The organism is Microbacterium sp. NPDC056234, from assembly GCF_042267585.1.
In the GTDB taxonomy this organism is placed as follows: Bacteria; Actinomycetota; Actinomycetes; order Actinomycetales; family Microbacteriaceae; genus Microbacterium.
Map to the genome: position 1 here is coordinate 1110896 of NZ_JBHJTE010000001.1, position 24311 is coordinate 1135206.

General features: G+C 68.9%; 23 protein-coding genes. 11 read left to right on the forward strand and 12 right to left on the reverse strand.

The features are described 5' to 3' along the window. Positions 1–92 precede the first annotated feature (92 nt). A complete protein-coding gene (locus ACFCYE_RS05260; protein ID WP_376176916.1) occupies positions 93–7040 on the forward strand; it encodes an isopeptide-forming domain-containing fimbrial protein in 6948 nt (2315 codons plus the stop codon). 50 nt (positions 7041–7090) lie between these two features. Here ACFCYE_RS05260 and ACFCYE_RS05265 read toward each other — a convergent pair whose 3' ends face one another. Then, positions 7091–7807, reverse strand: a complete 717-nt coding sequence (locus ACFCYE_RS05265) for a hypothetical protein (protein WP_376176918.1) — start codon at positions 7805–7807, stop codon at positions 7091–7093. A gap of 108 nt (positions 7808–7915) precedes the next feature. On the opposite strand from ACFCYE_RS05265, the gene ACFCYE_RS05270 reads away from it, so the two are divergent. Further along, a complete protein-coding gene (locus tag ACFCYE_RS05270) occupies positions 7916–8155 on the forward strand; it encodes a hypothetical protein (RefSeq protein WP_376176920.1) in 240 nt (79 codons plus the stop codon). A 15-nt stretch (positions 8156–8170) separates the two neighbouring features. Here the strand turns inward: ACFCYE_RS05270 and ACFCYE_RS05275 are convergent, their stop codons facing one another. Beyond that, on the reverse strand, positions 8171–8827 hold the full coding sequence (locus ACFCYE_RS05275) for a response regulator (protein WP_376176921.1): 657 nt from the start codon (positions 8825–8827) through the stop codon (positions 8171–8173). A gap of 227 nt (positions 8828–9054) precedes the next feature. Between ACFCYE_RS05275 and ACFCYE_RS05280 the strand changes: the two genes are divergently transcribed. Next, positions 9055–10242, forward strand: a complete 1188-nt coding sequence (locus ACFCYE_RS05280) for a sensor histidine kinase (protein ID WP_376176923.1) — start codon at positions 9055–9057, stop codon at positions 10240–10242. A 390-nt stretch (positions 10243–10632) separates the two neighbouring features. Then, positions 10633–11712, forward strand: coding sequence for an alcohol dehydrogenase catalytic domain-containing protein (locus ACFCYE_RS05285; protein WP_376176924.1), 1080 nt, complete (start codon positions 10633–10635; stop codon positions 11710–11712). A gap of 29 nt (positions 11713–11741) precedes the next feature. Here ACFCYE_RS05285 and ACFCYE_RS05290 read toward each other — a convergent pair whose 3' ends face one another. Both ACFCYE_RS05290 and ACFCYE_RS05295 read right to left on the reverse strand, forming a co-directional pair. Then, positions 11742–12014, reverse strand: a complete 273-nt coding sequence (locus ACFCYE_RS05290; RefSeq protein WP_376176925.1) for a Rho termination factor N-terminal domain-containing protein — start codon at positions 12012–12014, stop codon at positions 11742–11744. A gap of 20 nt (positions 12015–12034) precedes the next feature. After that, positions 12035–12448 (reverse strand): CBS domain-containing protein, encoded by a 414-nt coding sequence (locus ACFCYE_RS05295; protein ID WP_376176927.1) that lies wholly within the window; start codon positions 12446–12448, stop codon positions 12035–12037. Positions 12449–12658: 210 nt separating this feature from the next. Between ACFCYE_RS05295 and ACFCYE_RS05300 the strand changes: the two genes are divergently transcribed. Further along, complete coding sequence (locus ACFCYE_RS05300) at positions 12659–12994, forward strand: ATP-dependent DNA ligase (protein WP_376176929.1); 336 nt, start codon at positions 12659–12661, stop codon at positions 12992–12994. On the opposite strand, the gene surE is transcribed toward ACFCYE_RS05300, so the two are convergent. Both surE and ACFCYE_RS05310 read right to left on the reverse strand, forming a co-directional pair. Further along, a complete protein-coding gene (gene surE, locus ACFCYE_RS05305; RefSeq protein ID WP_376176930.1) occupies positions 12931–13746 on the reverse strand; it encodes a 5'/3'-nucleotidase SurE in 816 nt (271 codons plus the stop codon). The two genes, ACFCYE_RS05300 and surE, sit on opposite strands and share 64 nt — an antisense overlap. Then, positions 13743–14738, reverse strand: coding sequence for a 1-phosphofructokinase family hexose kinase (locus ACFCYE_RS05310; RefSeq protein ID WP_376176932.1), 996 nt, complete (start codon positions 14736–14738; stop codon positions 13743–13745). Before ACFCYE_RS05310 ends, surE begins: the two co-directional genes overlap by 4 nt. A 235-nt stretch (positions 14739–14973) precedes the next feature. Between ACFCYE_RS05310 and ACFCYE_RS05315 the strand changes: the two genes are divergently transcribed. From ACFCYE_RS05315 to ACFCYE_RS05325, 3 genes are read left to right on the forward strand one after another with little or no spacing between them, the layout of a single operon-like run. After that, on the forward strand, positions 14974–15432 hold the full coding sequence (locus ACFCYE_RS05315; protein ID WP_376176934.1) for an SRPBCC family protein: 459 nt from the start codon (positions 14974–14976) through the stop codon (positions 15430–15432). 12 nt (positions 15433–15444) lie between these two features. Continuing rightward, a complete protein-coding gene (locus ACFCYE_RS05320; RefSeq protein ID WP_376176936.1) occupies positions 15445–16404 on the forward strand; it encodes a TIGR03885 family FMN-dependent LLM class oxidoreductase in 960 nt (319 codons plus the stop codon). After that, complete coding sequence (locus tag ACFCYE_RS05325) at positions 16401–18050, forward strand: alpha-amylase family protein (protein ID WP_376176938.1); 1650 nt, start codon at positions 16401–16403, stop codon at positions 18048–18050. Before ACFCYE_RS05320 ends, ACFCYE_RS05325 begins: the two co-directional genes overlap by 4 nt. 31 nt (positions 18051–18081) lie before the next feature. On the opposite strand, the gene ACFCYE_RS05330 is transcribed toward ACFCYE_RS05325, so the two are convergent. After that, complete coding sequence (locus tag ACFCYE_RS05330) at positions 18082–18408, reverse strand: hypothetical protein (RefSeq protein WP_376176940.1); 327 nt, start codon at positions 18406–18408, stop codon at positions 18082–18084. A gap of 197 nt (positions 18409–18605) precedes the next feature. On the opposite strand from ACFCYE_RS05330, the gene ACFCYE_RS05335 reads away from it, so the two are divergent. Together ACFCYE_RS05335 and ACFCYE_RS05340 are read left to right on the forward strand one after the other, a co-directional pair. Beyond that, on the forward strand, positions 18606–19493 hold the full coding sequence (locus ACFCYE_RS05335) for an SDR family oxidoreductase (RefSeq protein ID WP_376177147.1): 888 nt from the start codon (positions 18606–18608) through the stop codon (positions 19491–19493). Continuing rightward, positions 19490–19804, forward strand: a complete 315-nt coding sequence (locus ACFCYE_RS05340) for a hypothetical protein (RefSeq protein WP_376176941.1) — start codon at positions 19490–19492, stop codon at positions 19802–19804. The genes ACFCYE_RS05335 and ACFCYE_RS05340 overlap by 4 nt, the downstream gene beginning before the upstream one ends. A gap of 27 nt (positions 19805–19831) precedes the next feature. Here ACFCYE_RS05340 and ACFCYE_RS05345 read toward each other — a convergent pair whose 3' ends face one another. The 5 genes from ACFCYE_RS05345 to ACFCYE_RS05365 all read right to left on the reverse strand — a co-directional run bounded on the left by ACFCYE_RS05345 (position 19832) and on the right by ACFCYE_RS05365 (position 23157). Further along, positions 19832–20839, reverse strand: coding sequence for a cation transporter (locus ACFCYE_RS05345; protein ID WP_376176943.1), 1008 nt, complete (start codon positions 20837–20839; stop codon positions 19832–19834). Further along, a complete protein-coding gene (locus tag ACFCYE_RS05350; protein WP_376176945.1) occupies positions 20836–21342 on the reverse strand; it encodes a hypothetical protein in 507 nt (168 codons plus the stop codon). The genes ACFCYE_RS05345 and ACFCYE_RS05350 overlap by 4 nt, the downstream gene beginning before the upstream one ends. Before the next feature lie 69 nt (positions 21343–21411). Continuing rightward, positions 21412–22152, reverse strand: coding sequence for a YidC/Oxa1 family membrane protein insertase (locus ACFCYE_RS05355; RefSeq protein WP_376176947.1), 741 nt, complete (start codon positions 22150–22152; stop codon positions 21412–21414). A gap of 63 nt (positions 22153–22215) precedes the next feature. Then, positions 22216–22488 (reverse strand): DUF6412 domain-containing protein, encoded by a 273-nt coding sequence (locus tag ACFCYE_RS05360; protein WP_376176949.1) that lies wholly within the window; start codon positions 22486–22488, stop codon positions 22216–22218. 42 nt (positions 22489–22530) lie between these two features. Beyond that, complete coding sequence (locus ACFCYE_RS05365) at positions 22531–23157, reverse strand: FHA domain-containing protein (protein ID WP_376176951.1); 627 nt, start codon at positions 23155–23157, stop codon at positions 22531–22533. Positions 23158–23267: 110 nt separating this feature from the next. Here ACFCYE_RS05365 and ACFCYE_RS05370 point away from each other — a divergent pair, with 110 nt between their 5' ends. Beyond that, a complete protein-coding gene (locus tag ACFCYE_RS05370) occupies positions 23268–24311 on the forward strand; it encodes an NAD(P)H-dependent flavin oxidoreductase (RefSeq protein ID WP_376176953.1) in 1044 nt (347 codons plus the stop codon).

Genomic DNA, 24311 nt, shown 5'->3' on the forward strand with positions numbered 1-24311 from the left:
CGAGCGCGGACAACACTTCGATCGTATTACGGCGGGGTCCGCGGCGAGGGCCCGCCTACTAGCATGTCCGTAGCCCTTGAAAGGACAGAGACGTGCCCCAGGATGTTCGCAGAGGCCGTACGCGCAGCCTCGCCATGGCGGTCACCGCTCTGCTGACCGTGTCCTTGCTCGGCGTGGTCGCGGAGACGATTCAGGCAGAGCCCGCCGCCGCGGTCCAGGATCCGACGGTCTGCCAGGGCACTGTCGCGCTTGAGAACGGCGGTTTCGAGGAACCGGTGGTGCCGGCCGGGAAATACTCTCTGCTGGATGAATCAGCGGTGCCGGGATGGCTGACCACCGATGTCCAGAACAAGATCGAGATCTGGAGCAGCGGGTTCAACAACGTGGCGTCCGCTGAAGGCAAGCAGTTCGCGGAACTCAACGCGTACAGCGCAAGCCGGCTGTATCAGGACGTCCCGACGACCCCGGGCCAGACGCTGTCGTGGTCGCTCAACCACCGCGGACGGCAGGGCACGGATGTGATGCGGGTGCTCATCGGCCCGCCTGATGCGCCGGTTCAGAATGGACCCAACCTCAGCGATGGTCTCACCTGGGGTTCGCACGCCGGAACATACGTGGTCCCGGCGGGGCAGACCACCACTCGATTCGCGTTCGAGGCGGTGACGTCTGTCGGCGGCGCCGGCGTCGGCAACCTTCTCGACAACATCACCTTCGGCACGGGGCCGTGTCTGATCAGCGACAAGACGGTCGCGAACATCACGAGCGCTGGCACGGATGCCGAGGTGGGCGACGTGCTGCGCTACACCGTGACCACGCGCAACGACGGCGGCAACCCGGCGCAGCAGGCGGTGGCCGCGGATGTCCTGGACCCCGGCCTCGACTTCGTTTCCGGATCCCTCAGGATCGTGAACGGATCAGGTGCGGGCTCGTTGACGGATGCCGCGGGCGATGACCGAGGCGAATACGACGAAGCTGCGCGCACCGTGCGCGTCAGGCTCGGGGAGCAGGCGTCCGCGACAGCAGGCGGTTCGGTCCTCACGGGCACCACCACGACGTACTCCTTCGATGCACGCGTGAACGTGGATGCCGCCGGGACGACGATCCTGAACGAGGCACAGGTGGCCTTTCGTGACAACGTCGTAGCCCAGGACCGCGTATCGACGACGCAGACGACGCAGACCCCGGTAGGCGATGCGGCGGACCTCGCGATCACGAAGACTCTCGACACGTCCCCGCTGGTGGCCGGTCAGCCGGTCGCCTACACCGTCGTCGTCACGAACAACGGTCCACAGGCCTCCGCGGACTTCTCGGTGTACGACCCGATTCCCGCCTCGCTGAGCGATGTGCAGGCGCAGACGAGCTCCGGCTCGTGTCTGGTGACAGCCAGCGTGAACTGCGCGGGTGGGCCGATCGGCGTCGGTGACGAGGTCGAGATCACGATCACCGGCACGCTCTCGGCGGATGCACCGGCGGGCTCGGCTGTCGTGAACACCGCGCAGGTCGAGTCGAGCACCACCGATCCCGACCAGTCGAACAACACCTCCACGGCCTCGGGGACGGTCACCGCCGCCGTCGACGTCGCGATCGAGAAGACGTTCGCGCCGCCGACGCCCATCGCGGGTGAAGAGGTCGTCTACACGATGGTCGCGTCGAACTCCGGCCCTTCCGCCGCCGAGAACGTCGTGATCACCGATCCGCTGGACCCCGCCACGACGTTCGTCAGCGCCACGTCGGATGCGGGCGACTGCGACTTCGACGGATCCGTCGTATCCTGCGCGATCGGCACCCTCGCGCCCGGTGCCTCCGTCGAGGCCACCGTGATCGTGACGCTCGCGCCGGACGTGGACGCCGCAGTGCAGAACACCGCGACGATCACGACATCCACCTCCGACGGCGATGCGACCAACAACGCCAGCTCGACCAGCTTCGACCCGACGATCGTTGCGGATCTCGCAGTGACGAAGCAGGCGTCGGCGGCGACCGCGACCGCCGGCGACGCGTTGACGTACACCGTCGACGTCACCAACGTCGGGCCGTCGGTCGCGCTGAACACGGTGCTCACCGACACCGTCCCGCAGGGCATGACCGTGCAGTCGGTCGTGGCGCCGCCCGCCGCGACGTGCGCACAGACGACGACGGATGTCCGGTGCGACTTCGCGACGCTGGACCCGGGACAGACCGAGACGGTGACGATCACCGTCCTCGTCGACGCGGATGCACCCACCGGCGACCTGATCAACACGGCTTCGGTGGCCGCTCCCGCTGACGACGCCGACACGACGAACAACTCCGCATCTGCCACGGTGGCGGTCGAGCAGAGCGCGGACGTCGGGGTGGAGAAGACGGCCACACCGACCACCGGTGTGCCGGGGACTGCTCAGTCCTTCACCATCACGGTGACCAACGATGGTCCCTCCACGGCGCGCGGCGTCTCGGTCGCCGACATCCTTCCGGACGGGTTCCTCGAGCCGACCGCGACCATCGACGGGTGCCGCCACACCGAGTTCATCTCCGACTGCTTCCTCGGCGACATCGAACCCGACGGATCCGTTTCCTTCACGATCGAGGGCGTGATCGCCCCTGACGCGACCGGTTCGCTCACCAACTCGGTGACCGTCGGTTCGGCGACACCGGACCCCAATGGTGACAACTACTCCGACAGCGTGGTCGTCCCGCTCGAGCCGTCGGCCGACCTCTCTGTGACGAAGACCACATCGACACCGTCCGTCACCCTCGACGGTGACGTCGCCTACCTCATCACGGTGCGCAACGACGGCCCGTCCACGGCGACCGGTGTCGTCGTGGCCGACGTGGTCGAGGACGGCATCACGCTCGTCGACGCCGAAGCGTCCGTGGGAACCTGGTCGATCGACGGTTGGATGGTGGGCGCCATGCAGCCCGGCGCGGAGGAGACGATCACGCTTTCCGCCGTCGCCACGGCGGAGGGGACGTTCACCAACACGGCCACGGGATCCGCCGAGACCGCGGATCCCGACACCGATGATCTGACCGGCACGGCGGAGGTGACGGTCGCGGCATCCGCGAACCTCTCGATCGAGAAGAGCGCCTCGCCGGCATCCGTCGAGGTGGGCGGACAGATCACCTACACGCTGACCGTCCGCAACACGGGTCCGAATGCGGCGACCGACATGGTCATCTCCGACCCGCTGCCCGCCGAGCTCATCGACCCCACGACCAGCACCCCCGGCTGCTCGTTCGTCGGCAACGAGTTCCGCTGCGAAGTGGCGGAGTTCCCCTCGGCCTCCGGTGGAGAGCTCGTGTACACGGCGACAGTGGACCCGGCCACGGCTTCCACCAGCGTGACGAACACCGCCACGGTCTCGGCGGCCACGGCCGACCCCGACACGACAGACAACACGGACTCCACGACGACGCCGATCACGGGTGACGGCGCGATCGAACTCACCAAGACGGCCGGTGCGCCGGCCGATGCGGACGGTGACGGTGCGATCGGCGTCGGCGACGAGATCACCTACGACTTCACGGTCACGAACGTCGGGCCGACGACGGCGACGGGCGTCGTGATCGACGACCCGCTGCTGGGCGGTCCGCTCGCCTGCGCCGCGTTGGACGGTACGACGCTCGACCCGACGGACGCCGTGGACTGCGGCCCGTACGTCTACGTTCTGACCCAGGCAGACGTCGACGCCGGCGAGGTGCTGAACACTGCCACCGTGACGGCCGACACTCCCCGCGGTCAGATCACGGACGACGACAGCGCGACGGTCACGGTGCCGGGCGTGAGCGCCGTCAGCCTGGAGAAGCAGGCCGGTGACCCGAGCGATGCGGACGGCGACGGCGTGCTGGGTGCGGGTGACACGGTCGATTACACGTTCACGGTCACCAACACCGGGACGACGACGATCACGGACGCGGACATCTTCGACGAGATGCTCGGCGGCGCTGTGATCTGCCCCGAACTCGACGGGGTCGTTCTGGCGCCGGACGACGCCATCGAATGCACACCGATCACCTACGAGTTGACGCAGGATGACGTCGACGCCGGAACCGTGCACAACGAGGCGAGCGTGACCGCGAACGCCGCAGGCGGACCGGCCACCGATACCGCGCAGGCCGACATCAGTGTCGAGGGCAGCGACGCCGTCGAGCTCATCAAGACCGCAGGAGTGCCGACGGACGCCGATGGCGACGGACGCATCGGCGTGGGCGACGAGATCTCGTACACCTTCACGGTGCGCAACGCCGGCACGACGACCCTCTCGGTCACCGCGATCGACGACCCCCTGCTCGGGGGAGACACCGGATGCTTTGCCGATGGCGCCGCGACGCTCGCACCGGACGCCGAGGTCGACTGCGGCCCGATCGTGTACGAGCTGACTCAGGCGGACATCGACGCCGGCGTGCTGGACAACACCGCCACCGTCGAGGCGGAGGGGAGCATCCCCGTCACAGACGCGGGTACGGCGCGCGCCCTGATCGGCGGAACGACCGACGTCGCTCTCACGAAGTCGGCTGCGGCTCCGGTCGATGTGAACGGCGACGGCATGATCGGCGCCGGCGATGAGGTGGCGTACTCGTTCGCGGTGACGAACATCGGAACGACGACGCTGACGTCCGCCGTGGTCGATGACCCGCTGCTGGGCGGTGCGCTGGAGTGCCCCGAACTCGCGGGCCTGTCCCTCGCACCCGGTGACGACGCCGCGTGCGGCCCGATGGCGTACGTCCTGACCCAGGACGACGTGGATCGCGGCTCGGTGACGAATGCGGCGACGGTCGCTGCGGCATCCGGTACCGGCTCCGCCTCGGACGAGGCCACCACCGACGTCGCGGTCGTGGGGACCGATGGCGTCGCGCTGGTCAAGATCGCAGGCGCTCCGACGGATGCCGACGGTGACGGTCGGATCGGCGCGGGCGATGAGGTGTCGTACTCGTTCACGGTGACGAACACCGGAACGACGACCCTGACGGGGGCGGCGATCGAAGACCCGCTGCTCGGAGGGGCACTCGACTGCCCGGACGTCGCCGCGGCGACGCTCGCCCCCGGTGACGCCGTCGAGTGCGGTCCGATCGTCTACGTGCTCACCCAGGCCGATGTCGATGCGGCGACCGTGCAGAACACGGCATCGGTCACGGCATCCTCCCCGTCGGCTTCCGTGACCGACGACGCCGAGGCGAATGCGACGATCACCGCCGCGAACGGCGTGAGTCTTTCCAAGACCGCCGGCGAGCCGGTCGACGCGGACGGCGACGGCGAGCTGGGAGCGGGTGACACGATCGACTACTCCTTCACCGTCACGAACACCGGCACGACCACGCTCACGAACATCGTCGTGACCGACCCGATGCTCGGCGGTGCCATCGAATGCCCGGACGCTGACGGCGCGGCGCTCGCGCCGGGCGCGAGTCTCGCGTGCGCCGCAGTGACGTACACGCTCACGCAGGACGACGTCGACGGAGGTGTCGTCAGCAACACGGCGTCGGTGACCGCCCAGGCGCCCACCGATGCCGTGGAGGACTCGGCGCAGACCGAGTCGACCATCGACGGCACGGACGCGATCGAGCTGACCAAGACGTCCGGGGCCGTGATCGACACGACCGGCGACGGGCTGATCGGCATCGGCGACGAGATCTCGTACACGTTCACTGTGACGAACTCGGGAACGAGGACGGTCACCGGTGCGGTGATCACCGACGAGAAGCTCGGGGGTGAGCTGACCTGCGCGGCGCTCGACGGCGCGGAGATCGCGCCGGGGGCGGCGATCGATTGCGGTCCGTATGCCTATGCGATCACGCAGCAGGACATCGAGGCGCAGGTCGTTCACAACGACGCCACCGTCACGGCAGACGCCGCGTCGGGCACGACCATGGATGCCGCGAGCGCCGACGTGGTGATCGCCGGCACCGACGGCATCTCGCTCGACAAGGCGGGATCCGCGCCGATCGACGCCGATGGCGACGGTCGCATCGGCGCCGGCGACGAGATCGGCTACACCTTCACCGTGCGCAACACCGGCACGACGGTGCTGAACGAGGTTGCGATCGAGGACCCGCTGCTGGGCGGCGACCTCGACTGCCCGTCGCTCGACGGCGCTGAGCTGGCTCCCGGCGAGGAGCTCGTGTGCGGCCCCGTCGGTTACACCCTCACGCAGGATGACGTCGATGCGCAGACCGTCCACAACGAGGCCACCGCGACGGCCGCGGGAGCATCGGGCTCGGTCGCCGATGCGGCAGTCGCGGACGTCGTCGTCGCAGGCGAGGACGCGATCGCGCTGGTGAAGTCGGCCGCCGCGATCGTGGACGCGAACGGCAACGGCATCACGGATGCCGGTGACACCATCGACTACACGTTCGCGGTGACGAACACCGGCACGACGACCGTGACGGATCCGACGATCTCGGATGCGCGCGTCGACGGCGACATCGAATGCGAGGCGACGTCGATCGCTCCGGGCGAGATGGTCGTGTGCGGTCCGGTGACCGTCGCGCTGACGCAGGCCGACGTCGACGCCGGCGAGATCGTCAACACGGCGACGGCCTCGGCGACCGGAGCCGGCGGGGTCGAGACGACGTCCGACGCGAGCGTCACCACGCCGATCGAGGCGCAGCCGGCGGTCTCGGTGGAGAAGACCGGTGGCGACTACGCGGACGCGAACGGCGATGCGAAGGTCAGCGCGGGCGACACCGTGCAGTTCCGGTTCACGGTGACGAACTCCGGTGCGGCGACGGTGACCGACGTCACGATCGACGACCCGAAGCTGGGCGGTGCGGTCGCCTGCGACATCCCCGAACTCGCGCCGGGGGAGTCGTTCACCTGCGGGCCGGTGGCGTACGAGATCACGACCGATGAGGCGAAGGCCCGCTCGGTGACGAACGCGGCGACTGTGACGGCGATCAGCGGGGCTTCCGTGGTGTCGGCATCCGACTCGGTCACGGTCGATCTGCCCGAACTCGCCGTCACCGGTGGCATCGTGACCGGGCTCGGCTGGGCGGTTCTGCTGATCGCACTCGGCCTGCTCGGGATGCTGATCGCGAGGATCCGCCGGACACGACCGGTGTGACGCAGAACGGGGGCGGAGTCGATCGACTCCGCCCCCGTTCCGTCAGCAGGTCATTCCTTGATCGGCAGCACCTGGAACCGGCCTGTCGTTCCTGATTCCGGCGGGACGACGGCGACGAACTCGCCCTTGCCCTGCACGGGCGCGGCGACGATCTCGGGCGGGAGGCCCGGCGTCAGAGCCGCGGCGCTGATGCCGCCCTTGAGGATGCCCGCCTTGACCGCTGCGGTGGACGCGGCCCTGGCCGCCTTCTTGTCGAGCGCGGCGATCTGGGTCGCGTGCTGCTGCACGATGGCGTCGAAGGTCTCCTCGGGCATGTCCGGGTGCGACACGTAGACGACGTCGACCTGAGCGCGACCGTTCTTCACCTTGAGACCGGTGAATCGCTGACGGCCCACCCATCCGCGGGACCGGAAGTCCGCGTAGAGCTTCGCGCCGTTCTTGCTGCGCGTCGAGAAATGCACGATGAGCAGGATCACGCCGAGCGGGATCAGGATGATCGGACCGTACACGTACAGGAAGCGCCACATCTCCGCACGGCCGGCGCGACTGCCGGTGAATTCGACGGCCTGCGCGTCGAAGAAGAAGCGCAGGATCAGGCGCCAGTTCCAGTCGCTGGCCGATCCCAGCTGGAAGATGTTCATCGCAACGCCGGCGAGACCGGCGATCAGGCTCGTGAGACCGCCGGCGTAGACGGCGCTCCGCGGGGCGACGGCCTTCGCGAAGCCCTCGGGCGTGGACAACTGGTGCTGGACGGTACCGATGCTCATGCCGATGAGCATAGCGAGCGGCAGAACGGGCCCGTCATCTCAGCGCGGGGCGGTCCGTCTCGGCGATCTTCTGGGGCCTCGTCATCCCCTTCACCGGAGGCGTCGGTGATGACCTCCCTGGCTTCCTCATCGGCGTCGGGGTGTCCGGCATCCTGCACGTGGTCTACATGCTGGTTCTGCGGCGGGGATACCGCGGGGGCACTCGGCGGCGTAATCGCCGTCATCGTCATCGTCAGCGTCGTGCTCGTGAGCCTGTTCGGCGCCTTCGTCCTGAAGGAGCGCCATCCGGGGCGGAGGGTCGTCGCGGCCCTCGTCGTCGTCGCCGGCATCGTGCTGCTCGCGCTGTGAGCGCTGCCACCGGGATCAGCGGAAGTCGATCAGCCCTGCGCGTGCAGCGGTCACCAGGATCTGCACCCGGTCGCGCACATGCCATTTGGACATGATGCGCCCGAGGTGCGCCTTGACCGTGCCCTCCGAGACGATGAGGGCCTGAGCGATCTCGGCGTTCGACATCCCGGCGGCGAGCCGGTCGAGCACCTCGGTCTCGCGGTCCGTGAGCGGTTCGAGCGCTCGAGCATCCTGACTGCCGGAGGACGCGTCGCGCACATGGCGGATGAGCATCGCCGCGACGCGTGGTGAGAGCGAGCTCCCGCCGCCGTGCACCTCGCGGACACCGGCGACGATGCTCTCGGCGCTCGAGTCCTTGAGCAGGTAGCCGGCCGCGCCGGCGCTGAGCATGGGGAGCACGGTGTCGCTGCCGTCGAGGGTGGTGACCGCGACCACGCGGACATCCGGCCAGCGCTGAGTGATCGCCGCGGTGGCGTCGATGCCGTTCATCTCAGGCATCTGGACGTCCATCATCACCACGTCAGGTCGGTCGCGCTCGATCGTGGCGATCGCCTGCTTTCCATCCTCGGCCTGACCGATGACGTCGATCTCCGGATCGCGGGATACGAAGTGCGCGAGCGCGGTACGCACCAGGGGGTCGTCATCGACGATGAGCACGCGGATTTCCGGCATGGAGGAAGCCTAACGGCTGGGCGGACCGTCGATGGGTTCCTAGACCTTTGGCCAGCGAAGTCTGCCAGGAAGACAGATGTGCTCCAAGCAGATCACCGAGAAGATGAACTCACGCTTGGACAAATAGCCAACCTTGGAGGTGAATGACTATGTCTTTCTGGGAACAGTTCGGACGCTTCTTCGGTCTGTATCGCTAAGCCTACCTGGCGGATAGGACATACTGAACTATGGCTTTGGACCGGTCGACGCGGGGTGCATCTGACATCCTCCGGCTGGGCCGGAGCGAACGGCTGAGCACGATCGAGCGCGTCGTCGTCATCGCGATCATCGGCGGCATCATCGCTCTCGATCTCTTCAGCCTGATCTTCACGCCCGGCGTGGACATCGTCAGATCGGTCGTCAGCATCCTGACGACCGCTCTCCTGACCCTCTTCCTCTGGTCTCCGCTGGTCGCGACGTGCGCGCTCGGAGCCGCCTTCGCGCTGTCGTTTCTGGTCGGGGCTGAGGCGCAGGTGCTGACGACCGCCGCCGTGGCCGCCGCTCTCGTGATGCGCCTCGGGCGCACGCCGCTGATCCTGTCGTACACAGCCGGGTTCCTCGTCGCCGCAGCAATCCTTGCCTACGGGCCGACCAACGTCCCCGTGAACGTGGGAATCTATCTGATCTTCGCGACCGTCGCCGGCGGTGTCGGCTTCGCGCTGCGGATGGCCTTCGCGCGGGGGCGACGGCTCGAGCAGCAGCTGGCGGCCAGCGCCGAGCAGGAGCGGCAGGCCGTGCTGGCGGAGCGCCGCTGGATCGCCGGGGAGCTGCATGACAGTATCGCCCACCACCTGACGATCGTGTCGCTGCACGTGCAGATGCTCGACGACGAACGCGCGCGCCAGGACTCGCAGGAGGCCATCCGAGTCGCGGCGCGCAAAGCCATGACCGACCTGCGATTCGTGATCGATCTGGCCGACGACGGGCCGCGCGCTTCCGAGGTTCAGACCGGTGACTTCGCCGCTGCGCTGACCGAGGCTCGAGAGGAGCTCGAAGCGGCCGGCCACCCCGTCATCCTCGATGGCGACCCCGGTGACGATCGCATCCCCCGTTCGGCCGAGATCATCCTGGCGCGAGTGGCGCGCGAATCGTCGACGAACATTCTGAAGTACGCGGGCGCGGGCTCGGTCGACATGCGGCTGGCTGTCACCGACGAGACGGCGGAGCTGACGATCAACAGCCCGCTGTCATCGGCGCCGAGACACGGGCTGTCGTCCAGTCGCACCGGACTCGAGCGGATGGCCGAGCGCGTTCTCGACGGCAGCGGGGATTTCCACGCCGGAGAGGTCGACGGCCGTTGGGTCGTCGCGGCGCGACTGCCGATCGCGCGGCGAGCGGACGAGCAGACACCGCCGGAGTCTGTCCGAAAGTCGTAGTGGGTGTCGACCTTCGACGCTACTCGGGCGCGATTCGACGCGCATATCCTGAGGGTTCCCCAGAGTACGGCGTCCCCAGCGCCGTGATCGCGAGCGCAGGGTCAAGGCTTCCAAACCGATCCGCGCTCGCGATCTTCTGTTTTCGGGCATTGCCTGGCGCTGGAGGCCAGCGGTCCCGCGCTATCCGAGGTATGCAGGTCAGGCAGGTGAACGGGTCCTGAACTCTTGCCATGGCGGCGCGGATCTTGTTACCGGAGATGCCAGAGTGACACGCGACTACCTCTGTGCACGTTCGAAAGGTCGCCATGCAGCCCCCTAGTACCGTTCATTTCCCGCGGGGCGATGTCGCGCACGTGACATCGCTCGCGACTCCGGTGCTGGTCGGCTGACGTGCGCACGCTGCTGCCCCATGCCGAGCTGCGCGACGTCGTGCTGCGCCCCGCGGCGATCGCGCGGGTCTGGCTCGGTGTCGGGATGCCGTTGGAGACGGTCGCGGTCCCCGGCGTCGCTCTGGCCGCGGGGGATGCGCTGGTGGCTGTCGAGCTGTCGACGATCTGCGGGTCCGACGTGCACACGGTGCGCGGTGACCGCAGCTCCCCGGTGCCCGTCGTGCTCGGACATGAGAGCGTCGGACGCGTGATCGCGATCGGAGAGGGCGGCGCGCACACGGTCGAGGGCGGGGAACTGCGCGTCGGCGATCGTGTGGTGTGGTCGGTCACGGTGTCGTGCGGCACATGCGATCGATGCGCTGCCGGCACCGCGCAGAAGTGCCGATCGCTCGCGAAGTACGGGCACGAGCGCATCGAACCGCGCTGGGAGCTCACCGGCGGGTTCGCATCCCACGTGCATCTGCGGCGGGGGACCTCGATCGTGCGCGCGCCGGAGTCGTTGCCTGCGGCGGTGCTCGCCCCGGCTTCGTGCGCGACAGCGACCGCTTGGGCGGCTGTGGCGCGTGCCGGGCGCGACCTCGACGGCGTGCACGTCCGCGTCTACGGCGCCGGTCTGGTCGGCCTGTCGGCAGCGGCCATCGCCGCAGATCTCGGCGCGAGGGTCACCGTGGTCGATCCATCAGAGCAGCGGCGCAGGCTCGCGGAGCGCTTCGGCGTCGAGGCGGATGCGGACATCGAAAGCCCGAAGGTCGTGATCGAGGCATCCGGGCATGCCGTGGCGCAGGCCATCGACGAGGTAGACGTCGGCGGAACCGTCGTTCTCGTGGGCAGCGTGTTCCCCGCCCCACCGGTCGCGTTGGATGCCGAAGACATCGTTCGTCGCCTCGTCACCATCACGGGGGTCCACAACTACTCGGGGTCGGATCTTTCGGCCGCCGTCGGGTTCCTTGCCGGCCGCGGCCGAGCGTATCCGTTCGGCGACGTGGTCGGCGCGGTCCACCCGCTCGCCGATGCGGACGGCGCGCTCGCCGATGCGGCGGCACCGGACGCACCGTTGCGGATCGGGCTCGTTCCACGCTGACGCCCGGTCCGCTCAGATGCCCGGTCCGCTCAGTGATCCCGCAACGCCGTGATGAGTTCGCTCTTGCGCTTGTCGGAGTAGCCGGTCAGCCCCAGCTCCTTCGCGCGCTTCTTCAACTCGGGCACGGTCCAGTCCTCGTAGGTGCCCGATTCCCCGCCGCGGCGGCCGACTTCCGATCGGCCCTTCTTCGTTCCGCCGGTGGCGTTCGAGATCCGCGCAGCCTTCTCCTTGGAGGCACCGTCCTCGCGGAGCTCCTCATACAGTTCCGGGTCCTTCAGGCGGGATCGCTGATCGCGTGGCATTTCCTGCTTCCTTCCGTTGCTCAGAGCGAGATGCGCTCGACGGTCTCGCCGGTGTCCTCCGCAGGCATCGCGCGCGCGACGTCCGCCTGGCTGACGATGCCGACCAGCAGGTGGTCGTCGATCACGGGGAGCCGTCGGATCTGGTGCTCCTGCATACGCGCGAGCGCCACGGAGATGTCATCCGACGCCGTGACCGTGATCGGCTTCCCAGCGGCGAGCACCCCGGTCCGGGTCGTCTCGGGGTCCATGCCGTTCGCGACCGCCTTGACGACGATGTCACGATCCGTCAGCATCCCCTTCAGCCTGCTGTCCTCCCCGCAGATGGGCAGCGCTCCGACATCCAGTTCGGCCATCACCGTCGCGGCGATGTGAAGAGAGTCGTTCTCGCCGATGCACCGGGCCCCCGGTGTCATGATTTCGCTGACCAGAGTCATGATGATGTTCCTCTCCTGTCTGTGCGGGCCACGATACGAGGGCCCGCCCGACCTTCGACGGGGGTTGACACGCGGAGGCAGGAGTGACTCGCGGCGCTCGGCATGCCGAGCGCATCGGAATCCGCCCCCGCGGGATACGCTGTCGACGGGGACGCGCTTCAGCAGAGCCCGCTCCGATCGGGCTCGACATATGAGAGAGGATGCTGCTGCATGGGCAAGTTCATCTATGAGGGTGGCGTCAAGGTCGAGATCGAGGACCGTGCCCTCACGCATATCCAGCTGGTCGTCAGCGCGAAGCTGCGCAGAGGCGAGCCCTTTCCGTTCTCCTGGCGCGAGGACGCCAGCGTCGGCGGCGGCAGGACGACGGTGTGGGTGCACGCGTCCAGCGCGCTCGTGTTCAAGTACTACGGCAGTCGTTCGCCCGCGATCAATCGTGCCTGGATCGAGGCTCTTGCCTTCACAGCGAACTCGCCGGGCGGGCTCTATCTCGTGCCGGAGCCGGCCGACGGCGGCGAACCGGTGACGGCGGACAACCCTGCGCTCTGACCCGAGAACTCCTCCGGGAGCGGGAACGCGCAGCTGCTGACCGGATCGATTCCCGTGACGGTGACCCAGCCGTCGGCGAGCAGCGCGGCATCGCTGTCCTCGGCGGGGATGAGGGGCAGGTCCTCCACCGCGAGACGCACGTAGTGCTCGTCGGCTTCCATGAGCGTGGTCTGGACGATACCGAACGGGGCGAGAGGGGCTTCGACGAAGCCGCGCACCTCTGCCGCGTTCGGCACGTTCACGTTGACGACCGCACCCCGCGGGCGGGTCATCAGCTGCGGGACGAGCCGCAGCGCAGCGTCGGCGCCGGTGCGCCAGTGGTACGCCATCGGCTCGATCCCGACGTCGAGCGAGACGGCCATGCCCCAGGTGCCGCCGAGTCCGCCCGTGAGTGCGGCGCCGACAGTTCCGGAGTGCAGGATCGCACGACCGACGTTCGCACCGTGATTCACGCCCGAGAGGACGAGTTCGGCGGGGTCGCCGAACGCGCCGCGCGCGGCGATCAGGGCGATCAGGCCCGGGCCGCCGTGCACGGCGTGAGCAGCGATGCCGTCCAGGCCCTCCAATCGGCGCTTCTCGATGCGGATCCGACCATCCGCCTCCTCCGCCAGGATCGATGCGCTCGACCCGCTGGACTGCTTCGCCGGTGCTGCCACGACCACATCGAAGCCTGCCGAGACGGCTGCGACGGCGAGCGCTTGCAGCCCGGGGGCATCGATGCCGTCGTCGTTGGTGACCAGCACGCGGGTCATGAGTCCTCCTGGGGCGTCGCGCGCGCCGCGAGCCCGTCCGGGCTGGTGCGCTCTTCGGCGATCGGCGCTTCGTCGGCGTCGATCGTGCGCTGATGGACGCGATCGCGCAGCGCGCGGATCGCGGATCCGTCGCCGGTGCCCAGCCCGTGCCTGGTGACGTTGAGGGCCCCCGCCGCCACTCCGAGCGAGATCGCGCGCCGCAGCGGTTCGCCGCGGACCATCCCGGCGACGACACCGGCCGTGAGCGAGTCGCCCGCGCCTCGGGTCTCCGCCTCGGCGAAGGCCGGCAGCGACACCTCGACCGTTCCGTACTCGTCCATGAGCAGCAGCGGCTGCGACGAGCGCGTCACGATGACCGACCGCGCACCGTCGGAGCGCAGCGCGCGCATCGCGGCACGGATGGCATCGGTGGAGTCGTCGTCGATGAGTCCGTCGTCCGTGAGCTCCTCGTGGCTCACCTTGAGGACGTCGACTCCGCCGGCGATGACCGCCTGCATCCGATCGCCGGCGAGATCCGCCACGACTCGGCGCTCGTCGCCTCGCAGGTCGGAAGCCAGACGTCGATACATGTCGGCGGGGACGGTCGCGTCGCCGGCGGGTCCGCTGAGGATCGAGACGCGCGACCGCGACGCGGCATCCAGCATCCGCGTGTAGAGGTCGTCGAGCTCATGACGTCCGAGCGGGTCGCCCTGCTCCTCGGCGACAGCGACCCGTTTCCCTTCACGGCGATCGTGGACGTAGGCCGAGCCTCGACCCGCGCGCTCCACCGCCATGACGCGCAGTCCTTCGTCCTCGAGCAGGTGACCGAGAGTGCTGCCGATCTCGCCCGTGAGGACGCAGCACATCGTGACCTCGCAACCCAGACGCCGGAGCATCCTGGCCTGCCAGACGCCCTGCCCACCGGCATGGACGTGGATCTCGGAGCCCTGCGGGTGGTCCTCGACGGTGATGGTCAGAGTCGGGGACGGCGCGAAGACCGTGACATCGCTCATGTCGTTCACGGTAGAGGCGAGGTGCCGGCGGGCGCAGGGGATTGACGGCGGCCAGGTGAACCGTTACCCCCGGACCGTGTCGAACCTGCGCATCGGGGCTCCGTCCGAGCGGGACCCGTTCAGGCGCGACGGCACCGTACGCGCCTGACCCGGCGAGGTCAACCCCGAGACGGCAGGGGACGCGGCATCCATAGAGTGAGGCACCCGAGACGACGAGACGAAGGAGACGAGCCGAATGACCGAGGTGATCAGGGCAGAGATCGAGGTCGAAGCGCCGGCGAGTGCGGTGTACGACCAGTGGGCGCGGTTGGAGGACATGCCGCATTACATGTCGATGGTGAAGAGTATCGAGCGTCTGAGTGAGAACCGGACGCACTGGGTGGTCAACGTCGGTGGGGTCGAGCGCGAGTTCGACGCCGTCGTGACCGAAGCAGTTCCGAATCAGCGCATTGCCTGGGCGAGCGAGGGTGAGAAGGTTCATACCGGCGTGGTGCAGTTCACGCCCATCGACGCCGAGCGCACACGCGTCGAACTCGAGATGGGCTGGGTGCCGGAGACCTTGACGGAGAAGGCCGGAGCACTGCTCAACCTCGACGAGCGGGCGGCATCGTCCGACCTCAAGCGCTTCAAGGAGCTCATGGAGGGCGGCGGTGGCGGGAACCGCGTCGGCGCCGATCCCGACCTCGCCTTCTGACCCGGAGCGCACATGGTCCTCATCGGGTTCCACGCTTCGCACGAGCAGATCGGCCCGGCGAAGCTGCTGCAGGCGGTCCGGGATGCGGAGACCGTCGGCTTCGACGGTGCGATGTGCTCCGACCATCTCGCTCCGTGGTCGCGCGCCCAGGGTGAATCAGGGTACGCGTGGAGCTGGATCGGCGCCGCACTGGCCTTGACGCAGTTCCCCATCGGGCTGGTCACGGCGCCGGGGCAGCGCTACCACCCGGTGATCACGGCGCAGGCCGCGGCGACGCTCGCGATGCTGTTCCCCGGCCGCTTCTGGGCCGCTCTGGGAAGCGGCGAGGCTCTCAACGAGCACGTCACCGGGGATGAGTGGCCGGACAAGGAACGGCGAGACCTCCGCCTGCGCGAGAGCGCGGCGGTGATCCGTGCGCTGCTCGCCGGTGAGCGCGTCGAGCACCACGGGGAGGTGCGGGTGCACGAGGCGCGCGTCTGGAGCCGACCTGAGGCTCCGCCTGAACTGCTGGCGGCGGCGGTGAGCCCCGAGACGGCAGCCGAGGTGGCTTCCTGGGCCGACGGACTGATCACGGTCGGTGCAGATCCGACCGCCGTGGCGCAGACGCGCGAGGCCTATCGGGACGCCGCCGGCGGTGGCCCGCTGGCGATCCAGATCCACGTGAGTCTCGCCGATTCGGATGCCGAGGCGCTCGCGCTCGCCCGTGACCAGTGGTCGCACGCGACGGCGCCCGCCGACCGGATGTGGGAGCTCGAGCAGCCGGAGGACTTCGAGGCGCTCGCAGACCCGACCGAGGAGAAGCTGCGCTCAGCGGTGCTGATCTCGGATTCGGCGCCGGATCTCGCCGAGCGGATAGCCGAGGTCGCGCTCGGGTTCGACCGCATCTACCTGCATCATGTCGGTGCGGATCAGACCGAGTTCCTCGGTCGTTGCGAGAGCGAACTGCTTCCCGCACTGCGGAGGCTGTTGTGAGACCTGCCGACACCAGCGATCTGTGGTGGCGGACCGCGGTGATCTACTGCCTCGACATCGAGACGTTCCAGGACTCGGATGGCGATGGCGTCGGTGACATCGAGGGACTCTGCGACCGCATCGACTACCTGTCCGAGCTCGGGGTGACGTGCCTCTGGCTCATGCCGTTCCAGCCGACGCGCGACCTCGACGACGGGTACGACATCACCGACTTCACGGGGGTCGACCCACGCCTCGGCGACCTCGGCGGTTTCGTCGAGCTGCTGCGGATCGCGCACGACAGAGGCATCAGGGTCATCATGGACCTCGTGGTGAATCACACCTCGGACCGGCATCCGTGGTTCCGCTCCGCCCGACGATCGCGTTCCTCGAAGCATCGCGACTACTACGTATGGCGCGACCGCCCGCCGCGGACTGCGCAGAAGACGGTGTTCCCCGGGGAGGAGGACGGCGTCTGGGAGCACGACGAGCGCACCGACCAGTACTACCTGCACAGCTTCTACCGGCATCAGCCGGATCTGAATCTCGCCGAGCCTGCCGTGCGGGCCGAGATCGCACGTGTCATCGGATTCTGGACGGAGCTCGGCGTCGATGGCTTCCGAGTGGATGCCGTCCCGTTCCTCATCGCGGCGCCCGGTGCGGCGGACGAGACCGACCCGCACGGGTTCCTGCGGGAACTGCGCCGTTTCATCGGCCGTCGACGGGCCGGCGCTGTGCTGCTGGGCGAGGTCGCACTCCCTCACGAGGAGCAACTGGCGTACTTCGGCACGGAGGGCACCGAGCTGGAACTGCAGTTCGATTTCGCGACCATGCAGGCCGTGTTCCTCTCGCTGGTGCGTCAGGATGCGACGCCCCTGGCGCAGACGCTCGGTCACCGACCGACGGTCGATCGGCGCTTCGGATGGGCGATGTTCCTGCGCAACCACGACGAGCTCACACTGCAGCAGCTCGACGAGACCGAGCAGACGGAGATCTTCGAGGCGCTCGCGCCCGATGAGCGCCAACGCGTCTACGGACGAGGGATCGTCCGGAGACTGGCGCCGATGCTGCACGGCGATCCGCGCCGGATCCGACAGGCGTACAGCCTGCTGTTCTCACTCCCGGGGGCGCCGACGCTGTTCTACGGCGAGGAGATCGGGATGGGGGAGATTCCGGGGCTGTCGGACAGGGCCGCCGTTCGCTCTCCTATGCAGTGGAGCGCCTCTCGCGCCGGCGGATTCTCCACAGCGCGGCCCTCGCGCGTGCCCGCCATGCCTCCGAACGGATACGCGCCGGAGCACATCAACGTGCACGACCAGCTGCGCGATCCGGATTCGCTGCTGTCGTTCATCCGCCTTCTCATCGCCCGCTACAAGTCGGCGCCGGAGATCGCATGGGGCGAGCTGTCGATCCTCGAGACCGGCGACGCTGCGGTGCTGGCTCACGCCTGCCGGGCGGACGGCGTCGTGTTCGTCGCTGTGCACAACTTCGCGGAGGGGGCGCGCCGCGTGGAGATCGACATCCCCGACTCCGACGACGACGCGACGGTCGCCGACCTGCTGTCCAATGCGCCGCTCGATCTGACGGACGGGCGTCTGATGCTGGACCTGGAGGGCTACGGATTCCGCTGGCTGCGGCGCGTGGGGACGAACGCCCGTCGCTCCTGATCGGCGCGTCGACGCCGGTCGCCGACCCTGCTCATGGTGCCTCGTCGCGGAGGTCTGCGGGCGCCGCATCCTCTCGCGCCAGATCTGCGGCGAGGACATCCGGTTCGTCCTCGGGCGACAGGTCGCCCTGACCGTCCTCTCCGAGGTCGGCCTCGAGGGGCTCATCCCCCTGCGTCTCGGGTTGCTCTTCTTCGTCCGCCGGATCGTCGTCCATTTCGTCCGCCGGATCGTCGTCCATCGCCTCGCCACCCGGCGTCGCTTCGGCATCTGCGGGATCGGTGTTCTCGGCATCCCGCTGCTCGACGCGTTCGGGAGGGAAAGGAAGTTCTTCTTCAGGAATGGCTCGCGTGCCTGACATGTCCGACTCCTTCGGTTGGTGGACTCCCACCGTCGCGCACGGGTATCGGGCCGTCAGCCCCGTTGACAGGTCGCGCGCGAGCGCTCACGCACGCGAAGGACGACTGGCCAGTCAGTGTCAACCCCCTGGTTCTCCTGCGGGATCCGGGAGAGGGTCGGTGACGACCTTCCCACCGTTTCCCCAGAGCGAGGATGATGATGACACGCATTGCCGAAGACCCCCGCTACGCGCACACGGATGGCCCGTTCCCTCCGCAGTCCCAGGACGCGCAGCCGGGGCAGACGGATGAGACCCGACCGACGCCCGATCACGGCGAGCAGAGCTATGTCGGACATGGTCGACTGACCGGGCGTCGCGCCCTCATCACGGGCGGCGACTCCGGCATCGGACGCGCCGTCGCGATCGCCTTCGCCCGCGAGGGCGCGGACGTCGCGATCGTGCACATGCCGCAGGAGCAGGAGGATGCCGACGACACACTCGACCTCGTCCGCGATGCAGGCCGGAAGGGCCTGAGCCTGGCCGGCGACGTCCGGGAGGAGCGGTTCGCGACGGATGCCGTGGTCGAGGCACGCCGCGCACTCGGCGGTCTCGACGTGCTGGTGCTGAACGCCGCGTACCAGCACGACGTCGGCGGTTTCGCGAATCTGAAGACGGAGGACATGCGCCGAGTGTTCGACACGAACCTCGCCGGTCTCATGTACTCCGCACGGGCGGCGTATCCGTCGATGGAGGCAGGGGCATCGATCATCGTGACGGCATCGATCCAGGCGGCAGAGCCGTCGCCAGGTCTCATCGACTACGCGATGACGAAGGCCGCCCAGGTCGCGTTCGTGAAGGCTCTCGCGCAGGAGGCAGGCGAACGCGGCATCCGGGTGAACGCCGTCGCGCCAGGGCCGATCTGGACCCCGCTGATCCCGTCCACCGGTTGGGACCAGGAGAAGGTGTCCGAGTTCGGTTCCGACACGCCACTGGGGCGCGCCGGCCAGCCGGCGGAACTCGCCGGCGCCTACGTGTATCTCGCGTCGGCGGAGTCGTCGTACACATCAGGTGCGGTTCTCGCCGTGACCGGGGGGAAGGCACTGTGAGCATCGTGGCCCCCACAGACCCTCCGTCATCCGCCACTCCCTCGTGGGAGATCGTTCCGCTCGGGCGCGCAGGCTGGCGCATCTGCGATGCCACCCGCGGTCATGCCGATGCGGCACGACTCGTGGCGTATGCGGAGAAGAGCGAGCTCGGTGCCATCGAGGTTCTCTGGCTGCGCAGCCCCTGCCCGCATCGGTCGCGCTACCGGGATCTGAAGGAGCTGCTCGCCGACCTGGATGCCGCAGTGGCGGCCGCCGCGGAGGACCGTTCGACGCGACCGTTCGAGATCCCGCACTTCCCGCCGGAGAGGTAGCAGCCGGAGGGACCGGAGGGTGATGCCTCAGCGAGCACCGCTCGCTGAGGCATCCTCTGTGCGGTCGGCCTCGTCCGGAAGCTGCTCGACGGGGATGACGACGACGTCCTGAACCTTCCAGTCCAGCCCCGCGATGCCCTCGGAAGCGCGGCGCAGTTTCGTCAGCGAAACCCGCTTGCGATGGGGTCGCACGAACGCCTCGATGTGGAACACCTGCCCTTCGTCTCTCATCCGGACGGCTGCGTCGCGGATCCACACCAGCCCGCGCAGGTACTGCACGACGTCGGCCGCGAGCGGATGCGGGGCCTCGTCGTCGTACGTCCGTGCCCGCTGATCCATGAGGTCGCGGACGGCGGATCGCGTGTTCCTGACGCCGTCGCGCACGATGCCGACCGAGATGAACAGGGCTGCCGCACCGTCCAGCCACCACACGCCGAGTCCGATCCCCAGCACGCCGACGATCGAGGCGGCATTGGTGTGCCAGTCGGCCTTGGCCATGTCCGCATCCGCGTACAGGAGCTTGTTGTGCAGCAGCGGTGCGAGGCGCGCCTTGGCCGGGCCGTAGAAGAACACCGGCCCGACCACGATGACGCTCATCACGCCCACCATCAGCCAGCCCAGCCAGATCGTCTGGCCGAACAGCTGCACAGTACCGATCGTCGGATGATCCTGCGTGACGAGTCCGCTGACGGCTTCGAACGCCAGGTTGAGCCCCACCGTCGCCAGGGCGACGCCGGCGACGATGTGACCGACGCCCATCGCGCGATGACGCCCGTACGGGTGGTCGACACTGGGGCGCCGCCGGACGAGCAGCAGCGCGATCAGGAAGGCGATCTGGGGGAGCAGGGACAGCATGTCCTCGATCCACGCCGTGCGCATCGACTGCGAGCCGCCGACCACGAACGCCACGAGGACGATCGTCACGGTCGTATAGCCGATCGTGAACCATTCCCAGCGGATCGCCGAGCGCAGCGCACGCCGCTGCTGCGGTGGCAGGTCGGTCCGTCCGAACCGGTGCGGATCCGGGCGGGTCATGATCCGGCCTCGTGGTCGAGGAAGAGTTCGATGTCGGACAGCAGAGCGTTCTCCCCTGCGGGGACGAGCCACACGACGGTGCGGTCGTGCAGACCGGGCAGATCTGCGTATCCTCTCGTCGTTCCGACCCGTTCGGACCACGGCGTCGTGTCGCTGAACCCGCCGATGGCCAGGTCGATGTCGCCCTCCTCGAGCATCCCGACGAGCGTCTCCTCCCCCGCGGGGACCCACAGGATGCGGGCGTCGATCGAATCCGCGTAGTCCTCCGCCAGGTCGACGAGCGGACCATGCGGAGCGTCGTCGGACGCTGCGCCGGCCTCGGCGACGTCCGGCTCGAAGCTCACGCCGATCCGGAGCGTCTCGCCGGTCGCGCCATCGAGGGTCCCGTCCGGATCGGCGGGCACGGTGCCCAGGCATCCGGTCAGGGCGATCGTGAGCGTGCCGGCCATCACAGCGGCGGCCGCACGTCGACGGACGGGACGGTGAACAGCTCGGTCGTGCATGAGCCCAGCATCCGTGCGGGGGATGCCGTGCTCAACAGGGTTGACCGCGGCATCCGCCCCGACTAGAGATCAGACCGGCAACGGATATCGTCGGCGAAGGACCACACGCTGCACCAGCGTCCAGACGACCGTGATCGTCAGGTACAGCGCCGCCGCGAGCGGGACGAAGAGCGCGAACACCGCTGTCAGATGGTGCAGAGCGCTCACCATCCGCAGCATCCCCGGCGACGACAGCGGCGCATCGTCGGCGGGCGTCGGCCGGAACACCCGCCGGGTGATCTCGGCGACGACCACCATGATCGCGACGAGAAGGGCGAAGACAGCGAGGGTCGGCGGGGAGAAGGGCCCGACGGCGAGCATGTGCACCAGGCCCGTGCCCAGGGGAGCGCCGAACAGGTCGTGCGAAAGCAGCTCGTTCGGGTGCCCGGCGATCTCGGTGCGCAGGAACAGCGTGTACAGGATGCCGACGATCGGTGCCTGCAGCAGCACAGGGAGGAACCCCGCGAACGGAGAGGTGTTCTCGTCCTGGTAGAGCTGCATGATCTCGCGCTGGAGCCGCTCCGGATTCTTCTTGTGCCGTTTCTGGATGTCGCGGAGCCGGGGAGCGAGCCGCGCCCTGGTCTGCTCCGCCTTGGCCTGGGAGATCCCGACCGGGATGAGCAGCGCACGCACGAGCAGCGTGACGACGACGACCGCGAGTGCGGCCGCCGACGCGCCGGCGAAGGGTTCGAAGAAGTCGGCGAGGCCGACCAGAACGCCGTAGGCGGCGTCGAGGAGCGCCGCGAGGGGAGGGAAGGAGAAGGGGTCCATGATGTGTCCGTTCGATGCGTCGGGAGGGTCGGCGGAAGCCGTGTCCCGACGCGAACGGACGGGTCACACGGCGCGCACGACTCCCGGCGCTCGTGGACGCGGGTGCCCGGCGGCATCCGGATCGCTCTGCGACAGCAGCGTCGATGCATCGATGGCGCGCAGCGGATGCGGGGGAGAATCCTTCCCGGCGCGGGGCGCGATGATCGCGATGGCGACGATCAGCGCCGCGACCGCGATGATCGCGACGGCGAGTCCCAGGGCGGCCATGTCCGGCAGGGCGGCGAGCCCGAGCGCGGACAGCACGAAGGCCATCAGCTGCTCGATCATTCCCGCCATGTCATCGAGGGTACCCCTATCGGCTCGGCGACCGGATAGCGGTCAGCTCCAGGGCTCGTCGGACTCCCCGTCCTCATCGGGTGCGGTCGCGCCCTGCTTGTCACCGGCCAGTCGTCGCGTCGTGCTGGACCGCTCGCCGCCGTCCGCCGAGCCGCCCTGCCCCGACGCGTTGGCCGTCGTCGGGTCCTCAGGGGCGGTGGCAGTGTCGGTGCGTCGGCTTTGGTCATCCTCGGCATCGGCGGTGTAGTCGGGTCGAGGCGGCTGGAGGTCCTGATCGGACAGTTCGCCGCCCTGGCGTCCGCCGTACGGACGTCCATGATCGGCGGACTCCTCGCGCCCGTAGACCAGCTCCCATTCACCGACCGTGAAACTCGCTCCGGTGCGCAGGATCTGGGTGCGCTCGCCCGAGGCATCCAGCGATGCCGCGTTCGTCTCGCCGGGGCCGTGCAGCGTGAGCACGTACTCATCGCGCTCGTCGTGCGTGATCGTGGCGTGCACCGGATCGCCGTCGGGCAGGACGAGTTCATTGCCGGCCGCAGAGCCGATGCGCACGATGTCGTCGCGCAGGTGATAGACCAGGCGGTCCTCCCCGTTCGTGAGGCGCAGATGCGGGTCTCCGGCGCCCCAGGCGTCGTGGGTGGTGGTGGGCGTGTGCGGGTGCGTGCTCATTGGTGACCTCCTGGCTCCGACGGTAGGTCGGGACGGCCTCGGGGCAGAGGGGGTTGACAGTCCCGTTCCCGGCCGGGCCGGATGCGTCCCGACGGGCGTAGCCTCGAAGCATGACCGAATTCGCGCAGCTTCTCGGCATCCGGCATCCGATCGTCCTCGGACCCTTCGGCGGGTTGTCCTCCGTCGACCTGACCGCCGCCGTCAGCGAAGCAGGGGGCCTGGGCTCGTACGGGCTGTACGGGTACGACGGCGAACGTATCCGGCAGACGGCCGTGCAGCTGCGGGAGAGGACCGAGCATCCGTTCGCGTTCAACATCTGGCTTCCCGTGGGGGACGAGGCCGAACCGGGACCGCAGCACGCGGTGTTCGCGCAGGCGCTGCAGCCGTTCTACGAGGCCGTCGGGGTCGAGGTGCCGGCACGCCCCGAGCGCTACCTGCCATCGCTCGACGAGCAGCTCGACGCGATCTGGGATGTCGCGCCCGCAGTGCTGAGCGTCGTCTACGGCGTGCCGTCGGAGGCCATCATGGCTCAGGCGCGCAGCAGAGGCATTCGCGTCGTCGGGACGGCGACGACGGTCGCCGAGGCGCTCGCGCTGGAGGCCGGCGGAGTGGACGCGATCGTCGCGACGGGCATGGAGGCCGCAGGCCACCGGGTGTCCTTCCTGCGCTCCGCCGAGGAATCCCTGGTCGGCACGTTCGCTCTGGTTCCGCAGGTCGCGGATGCCGTGCGCGTGCCCGTCATCGCCGCCGGCGGCATCGCCGACCGCCGCGGTGTCGCGGCCGCGTTCGCCCTCGGAGCCTCGGCGGTCCAGGTGGGGACGGCGTTCCTCGCGACCAGCGAATCGGCGGCGACCGACGCGCACCGCGCGGCGATCCGGAGCACGTCGGCCGACGCCAGCGTGCTCACCCGAGCGATGAGCGGGCGACTCGCACGAGGCGCCCGCAACCGGGTCGTGCGAGCGATCGAGGCCAGCGGGACGATCGCACCGTTCCCGATGCAGAACTGGCTCACCGGACGATTCCGGACAGCGGCGGGGCAGCAGAATCTCGGTGAGCTGCAGTCGCTCTGGCTCGGTCAGTCCGCGTCGCTGGCGCGGTGGGACACGGCATCCGAGGTGTTCGACGAGCTCGTGACGGGACTGCCGGCCTCCTGA